Annotated in this window: 3 protein-coding genes; all 3 read right to left on the bottom strand. The window is 36.5% G+C overall.

Going from position 1 to position 7,725, the window contains the following annotated elements; all coding sequences use genetic code 11:
• The coding region (locus BD847_RS21050; RefSeq protein ID WP_115888318.1) for a beta strand repeat-containing protein at positions 1-4,447 on the bottom strand (4,447 nt) is incomplete at its 3' end.
• A gap of 1,000 nt (positions 4,448-5,447) precedes the next feature.
• The gene (gene queG, locus BD847_RS11150) at positions 5,448-6,374 is read right to left on the bottom strand and encodes a tRNA epoxyqueuosine(34) reductase QueG (protein WP_115888317.1); all 927 of its coding nucleotides are present in this window, start codon (positions 6,372-6,374) and stop codon (positions 5,448-5,450) included.
• Entirely contained in the window at positions 6,371-7,717 is a 1,347-nt protein-coding gene (locus BD847_RS11145) for a cytochrome P450 (protein ID WP_115888316.1), read from the bottom strand. The genes queG and BD847_RS11145 overlap by 4 nt, the downstream gene beginning before the upstream one ends.
• Positions 7,718-7,725 lie beyond the last annotated feature (8 nt).

Genomic DNA, 7,725 nt, shown 5'->3' with positions numbered 1-7,725 from the left:
AACTTGCAGCTGTTACACTTATTGTCGGCACATCCGGTGTAATCAGCTTCGCTGCATTTCTGAATGAAGATGAAGCTGCGGAAGTACAAGTTCCATTTCCTGCTGTTACTGTATAAGAAGTACCAACTGTCATTCCACTGATCAATCCTGCACTGCTTATTGTGATTCCTGATGTTGGAGGAGCAAAAGTATAAGTATTAGATGAACTATAATTGCTGATAGTACTCGTTCCATCTGACGAACAACTTGCAGCTGTTACACTTATTGTCGGCACATCCGGTGTAATCAGCTTCGCTGCATTTCTGAATGAAGATGAAGCTGCGGAAGTACAAGTTCCATTTCCTGCTGTTACCGTATAAGAAGTACCAACTGTCATTCCACTGATCAATCCTGCACTGCTTATGGTGATTCCTGATGTTGGAGGACTAAAAGTATAAGTATTAGATGAACTATAATTACTGATTGTGCTCCTCCCATCTGATGAACAATTTGCAGCTGTTGAAGTTATAGTTGGCGTCAGAATCGTCGTCACCGTTACATTTCCTGTAATAGTAGCCTCAGTACAAGGCGCTGTATGTCCTACAGTTGTAATTGTATAAGTCCCACTTGCTGTCGGCGTTCCCGAAATAGTTATAGTTTTTGCATTACCATCAACATTTGCTACTAATCCATTTGGTAAATTTGATGCTGTGGCATTATTTGCACTTCCTCCAAAAGTATAAACCGCAGATGGAATTGCTGCTCCTCCACAAACTGAAGGATTTTGTGTACCACTAGTAAAGACAATTGTAGAAGCGTTATTTATAACTGCAGCAACTGCAACTCTAGATGCTGTTGTACACCCTGTAGTGGCAACAGTTGCTCCTACATAATAAGTTGTAGTCGTTGATAAATTTGGTATAGTAAAACTCTCTCCTGATGCTAATGAATTTGTTGTTGTTGCATCAGCATACCAGTAGACAGTCGCTCCCGCTGAAGCTACTGCATTTAGTGTTAATGTTCCAGCTCCACATCTTGAACTTTCTGTTGCCGAAATTATTGTAGGTATAGTATTTATAGTTGCGCGAACTTCAGTTCTGTTTACTGAAGTACACCCATTATTAGTTGCTTCTACATAATAAGAAGTGGATGTAGATAAACTTGGTGTAGTAAAAGTAGGTCCAGTTCCTAATGATGGCCCTCCAGACGAAGCAGCGTACCAATTGATTGTTCCAGCTGATACTGCGGCTCCTAAAGTTACTGTTCCCGTCCCACATCTTGATGCCGGCGTTGTTCCGCTAATTGTTGGTATAGCATTAATAACGAAATTTGCTGCCGCTCTACAATTTGAAGCACCAGTACAAGCTGCATAATAAACCTTCGTTGTCGCCGTGCTAGTATTTGTCAAACCTGAATTTGTGACTCCAACAGGATTAAAAGAAGAACCTGTATAAATTGGTGATCCTCCTGTAGAGATTGTATACCATTCTATTCCTCCTAATTCATAATTTACAGTTATCTGCATATAATCAACGGATGCTGTAATATCATTACCTGAAGTTCTGGTAATACTGGCAGATAAAGCGATTCCAAAATTTGAAGCATTAATATCTGCTGGAGTCCAAGAAGTACCCCACATATCTGATGCTCCACCATAATTTACAATTGTTGGAGTAGTCGACCAATTACTTGCAGTATTTTTATTTGTACTTATAACTGCTCCTGCTTTAATTAAACTAACAATATTATCTTTAACATTAACAGTAGTAGTATTAATATTACTAGAGCGATTAATTCCTACTTCTATTCCTTTGATTGTAGCATTTGCAGGAATAGCAAAACCAAAATCTGTTCCTTGAAGATATTTAGTTAAAACTGTTATCGTTCCATTAGTAACACTTGCACTTGCATTTCGACTATCATTTTCAGTAATCCTTCCTGGTCTTGTCCAACCTAAGGTAAGTGTACTTGTGCCATCAACACTATTTCCTTCCCCAGCAATTTGTGCTCCAGTACTAGTCGGAACTAAACACGAAGAAGTAGCAGTTAATGAACCTGTTCCTCCTTCACAAATCGTTACTCCTGTCGTTGTTGGCGCACCAGCAACTGAATTAATAACAATACCAGTATTAGGAGAAGAAGTACATCCCTGTGCATTTCTTGTAGTTACACTGTAGGTTCCTGGCACTAAGCCAGAAAAAATACCATTCGAATTACTTGTAGGTGCCATTACTGGATTTGTTCCGGTTATGGTATAACTAATTCCTGAACCATTTGCAGGTGTATTTACAGTTATTGTTCCTGTTGGAGTAGTACACGATGCTTGTGTAACGGTAACCGTTGGAGCTGCTGGGAGAGCTAAGATAGTTATATCTTCTGCTGCTGAGTTAGTTCCATTAAAATTCGCTCCCGGAACATTTGCCTGACTAGCACCTTCATAGGTTTTATTGGCACTGCCATAACCATTTGTAAATGCAGTAATTGTTCTTGTCGAATTTGTCGTTGTACGTGTCGGGTCAAGATACAAAGCCTGCGCATCTGAATTATGGATACCAGCTGCCATAGACGCTGCTACTTTCCCTACTAAGGTTATTGTAACAACTCCATTTTGTGCAATGTTAAAACCTCCAAATACTGGATTATTAGCTGTAGCTGAAGCAGAATTAGCTAAGGCTCCTGATGGTCCTGAAGCATCAGCCGAATATGTTGCACTAGCCGAATCAAATTCAATCCCTGTTGGAAATTTAAAATCCAAAACAACTCCGGCAGCATTTCCTGCGCCAGTATTATTTATTTGAATTTCATAAGTGACCTTTTCATTTATAGAATTACAAACCGAAGTAGTTGTTAGCGTCTTTACTTTAGTTTCTAAAATAGGAAAGCAATTTGCATTAACTTGTAAATTTGGCGGTATGTCATTTACTGTAAAACTTGACACATAACCAACTTTCCCATCTTGAGCTCCATGAGTGTTTCCGTTACCTGCGTTCGATTTACCAGCCAAACCACCAAGCACACTAGAAGTTATAGTTACCGATGCAGAAAGGTTATGGCTAATAATTCCACCACCACCACCACCACCTGGTCCGTGTTCATTATTATTATCATTCTCCGTATTTCCTCCTGCTCCTCCATTGGCCTCTATTCGAATGTTTGCTACACTATTATTAGAAACATTTAATAAAACAGTTCCTCCGGCTCCACCACCACCAGCTCCATCTGGTGAACCTGAATAAGTTCCCGGAGCTCCTTTTCCACCATTTGCATAGATTGTACCGTTTCCTAGAACATTACCCGCATTAACGAGAATTATAGCTCCTCCTACACCTCCTTTTACACCACTTGAAGCATCATTGGCATCACCGGCACCTCCACCGCCTCCCATGATAAGTCGGGGAAATGGAGTACTACTAAGATACGATCGAAAACCTGGTCTTCCTCCTCCAGTAAGATTATTGGAAAACATATCTCCACCGATGCCTTGCCATCCAGCACCACCTAAACCACCGAATCCTCCGTTACCACCTCCACCTCCACCGGTGTTGTGGTCATTACCTCCACCTCCGGCGTTAGCAGGTGCACCTCTTCCAGATGATCCTCCCGGTAATCCTTCAACTGGATTAACTACTTGATTAAAACCATCCCACATATATTTTGGTGTTCCGGCTATTCCTTCTCCTTTTCCCGACACATTAGTTTTTGTAGATACATCCACATAAGTCGTCGAATCATTATTTCCCGAACCTGCTCTTGGGCTATATCCTCCTCTAAATCCTCTTGCACTTCCATCGATAGTATATCCTGCAAAATTGAATGTCCCCGAAACGTTAAAAGCGATAACACCTCCGGCTACACCATTAAAAGGTGGCGTAGTGATATTGGATGTAAGCGTTAAATTAGAATATTGAGGTACTCTGATAATTTGAAACGTTCTTTTTCCTCTACTATTAGATGCATCAGCATTGTAAAAATTATTTCGCACACCATTATTTGTTCCAGTACCCTTAAATGTCAAATTTCCACCTGTTAGTGGAACATTGTTTGTCGCAATTACATATTCAAAAATACCGGTATTGCCAAGAGCTGTAAAACCTGTTCCTCCTAAACTATCCGGACCGCTATTGGGAGTTCCTGAACCGTAATTTGTTGTATTGGTATAATTGATCGTAGCATCCTGCATTTGAATAATCAAAATCAAATCTCCTGCCGAGATTGGAATTGTACCAAAATTGTTTCCATATTGATCTGTAGCCGGTACTCCTGATAATACAACCGATGTCGTCCCTGCATTCAACGTAATATTAGCTCCAGCAGGATAATAAGTATTTATCGAATTCGACACATTTGCCGGACCATCAACTCCAGGCGTTCCACATACTTGTGCTACTGAAGATATTGATGTTATTGTAAATAAAATAAGGAAAATTAGCCTAAATGAATTAAGCTTTCTAAAAGTAGAGTTACGCATAGACAATGGTGGTTTGTGGAACTGAAATAGCAATAGCCGACAATCTCAATACGAGCGACAGCTTATAATCGAAATACGAAAAATCGAAAGGAATGGTTTTAGTAAATCCAATAAAAATCCGGACTGGATTCTCATAAGAATTAAGGAGCGTTTGGACCATAGTCATGATAGGTTCAAGACACAAATGTGTTTTAGGTTAATAGTAGTTTTGGAAGCGCGAAAGTATATAAACACCTCATAATTAGCTACATTAGTCGACAAACTACCTATAAAAACGTTGAACAGCACATTTTTTCGACTAAATTTAGATCAGTTGACCAACAAAACTACTTATTTCGTAATAAAACAGAAGAATTTTCTTAATTTATTAAAAACTACTCATAATTAGCTAAGATTTACGAGAAAAAGAATAAAAAAATCTTACAAAAACAATCAACAGCAAATAGCATCTAAGTTTTTAACATTTGTTTGCTTTTTTTTACCTTCAAATAACATTGATTTTTCTTTCCTCAAATTATTTTTCACTAAAGCAAATTTTAACTTAAAAATGAGAAAAAAAAGCATACGTTTTAGAACTATATCATTAGCTGACAACTTAATAAAAACAAAAAAAGACTGTATATCAATAATTTAAAATAAAAATTAAATCACTCTACAAAAGACCAAGTTTTTATAAAACTTTAAATCACATTTTATTCGCAGAAAATCGAAATAGATCCTCATCAGTTTAAGAAAGATAAAACTTATAATAAGTTTGCTTTTAAGCCAAGGCAAAAAATCAGATTATACAACACACTATGAAACAAATTATGGGTCAAAGTGTCATTGGTCGATAATTAATATCGACAAACTACTCATAGTATCCTTTATTTCTTACATACATCAAAAGACACACGTATAAAACTAGAGTCTAGCATCTTACAAAAATGTGTTTAGTTCGAGAAAAAATCTGAAAAACAAAAAACAAACTTATTACTTCAAGTTTTGAGTCGTGTGAGTATTATTCTAAAAAGTTGATATTCCTCTTTAGTCCTTCAAATTTTGTTCTTTTGATAGGAGAATTTTTAAAAACTTTACGGAAAGTTTCCTCCGTAATATCCATCCAATCCTGCTTGGAAAAAGATAGTAAATCAGGATTTGGATTAAAAAGTGGTTCAGCATGAGGTTTTGAAAATCGATTCCATGGACAGACATCTTGACAAGTATCACAGCCAAACATCCATTCATCAAATTTCCCTTTCATTTCATGGGGAATATTTTCCTTTAATTCAATAGTGTAATACGAAATACACTTGCTTCCATCCACAATATAAGGTGCAAGAATTGCTTGCGTAGGACAAGCATCTATACAAGCAGTGCAAGAACCGCAATGATCTGTAACAGCATGGTCATATTCCAATTCCAAATCTAATATGAGCTCAGCAATAAAATAAAAAGAACCAACTTTTTGAGTGATTAGATTACTGTTCTTCCCAATCCAGCCTAAACCGCTTTTTGCTGCCCAAGCTTTATCTAAAATTGGCGCCGAATCAACAAAAGCCCGACCTGATACTGCCCCAATATTTTCTTCAATTGAATGAAGAAGCTCTTTTAGTTTTTCTTTAATAACAAAATGATAGTCTTGACCATATGCATATTTTGATATTTTAAAACTGTTATCATTCTGAAATTCCGAAGGAAAATAATTAAGAAGGAGCGAAACTACGCTTTTAGCATCATCAACCAATAAAGTTGGATTTAAGCGCTTGTCAAAATGATTCTCCATATAGGCCATTTGCCCATTATGATTATTATTTAACCATTTCTCAAGTCGAGGTGCCTCGTCTTCAAGAAAACCAGCTTTAGAAATACCACAAGAAAGAAAACCAAGTCGTTTTGCTTCTTCTTTTATAAACTTTGAATATGTCTCTTTTGCATTAATACTCATCTTTTAGATAATGAAATTTCAACATTAACCGGTTTCAAAGTCACCAATGGATTAAATTCTACAGTGCTCGTATTTGATTCAATAACGTAACGCTTGACAATTTGAGAGATCGCCAAACACATTTCATAAATAGCAAAACCGGCACCTATACACATTCTAGGGCCTGCACCAAATGGATAAAAATATTGCATTGACTGCTTCTTCTGTTCTCCTAAAAATCGCTCTGGAATAAATTTATCCGGATCTTGCCAATATTTTGGATTTCGATGCAGTTCATAAAACGAAATTCCAATCAAAGTGCCTTTTTTGATTTTAAAATTACCCACAGTGTCATCGTCAACATTTTGTCTATCGGTAATCCATGCCGGAGGATATAAACGCATTGATTCATTCAAAACCGCATTAACATAAGGCATCTTTTGAAGTTGTTCAATCACATTATCAGTTTGCGATTCAATTTCAGTAATTTCATCAAAAACCTTTTGTTGAACTTCAGGATTGCTTCCTAAAAAATGAAGGGTAAAAGTCAATGCATTTGCAGTCGTTTCATGACCAGCAATAAACAAAATTTTAATCTCATCAATTAATTGCTGCATTGCCATAGGCTCCCCAGTATCTTCATACCGAGTTTCCATTAATAAATTAAGCAGGTCGTTGAAATCTTCATTTGAACTACTTCTTTCCTCAATAATTTCCTTAATAATACTATTATTTTCGTCAGCTAATTTCAAATGCTTTTTTACCTGACCACTTAATGAAAACCACAGTGCTTTATGAGGAAGTCTGATTTCTTTAACTAAAAACTTCTGTACCTCCTCAATTATAAATTTAATTCGATGCAGTTTTTCTTCCGAAATTGAAAATTCAAATAGTGATTTTGCCACAACGTTAAATGCCAATTGGCTCATCGCAGGAAAAGCATTAAAGGTTTCATTTTCTCTTAAAGAATCAATTTCAGAAATGATAGTCTTGTTCATATTATCCACAAGCATATTCATTTTTTGTTTATGAAATGCAGGCTGAATAAGTCTTCTTTGCTTTAACCAAAAATCCCCATCACTCGTCAAAAGTCCTTTCCCCAAATATTTAGAAAGATAAACAGATTGAAACTTGGACTTATGATAATTCTTTTGATTCCTAACCAAAATATACTGAGCAATGTCATTATCTCTTGAAAGAATTAAGTGTTTGGAAAAACCAATTTTTAGAGAAAAGGAATCACCCAATTTATCAAAATATCTCTCATGAAAAGGTATCGGATTTCTACGAACACCCTCAGCATCAAGAAAAAATCTAAATATTGGAAGTTTATTAGGATAATTATATTTTTTGTCTGAAGACATAAAAACAG

It is taken from the genome of Flavobacterium cutihirudinis, assembly GCF_003385895.1.
GTDB classification, from domain to species: domain Bacteria; phylum Bacteroidota; class Bacteroidia; order Flavobacteriales; family Flavobacteriaceae; genus Flavobacterium; species Flavobacterium cutihirudinis.
This window is presented reverse-complemented; position numbering and strand designations above follow the sequence as displayed.

Coding starts and splice junctions, on each gene's coding strand:
- queG (WP_115888317.1), bottom strand. CDS start 6,374: ATGAGTATTAATGCAAAAGAGACATATTCAAAGTTTATAAAAGAAGAA.
- BD847_RS11145 (WP_115888316.1), bottom strand. CDS start 7,717: ATGTCTTCAGACAAAAAATATAATTATCCTAATAAACTTCCAATATTT.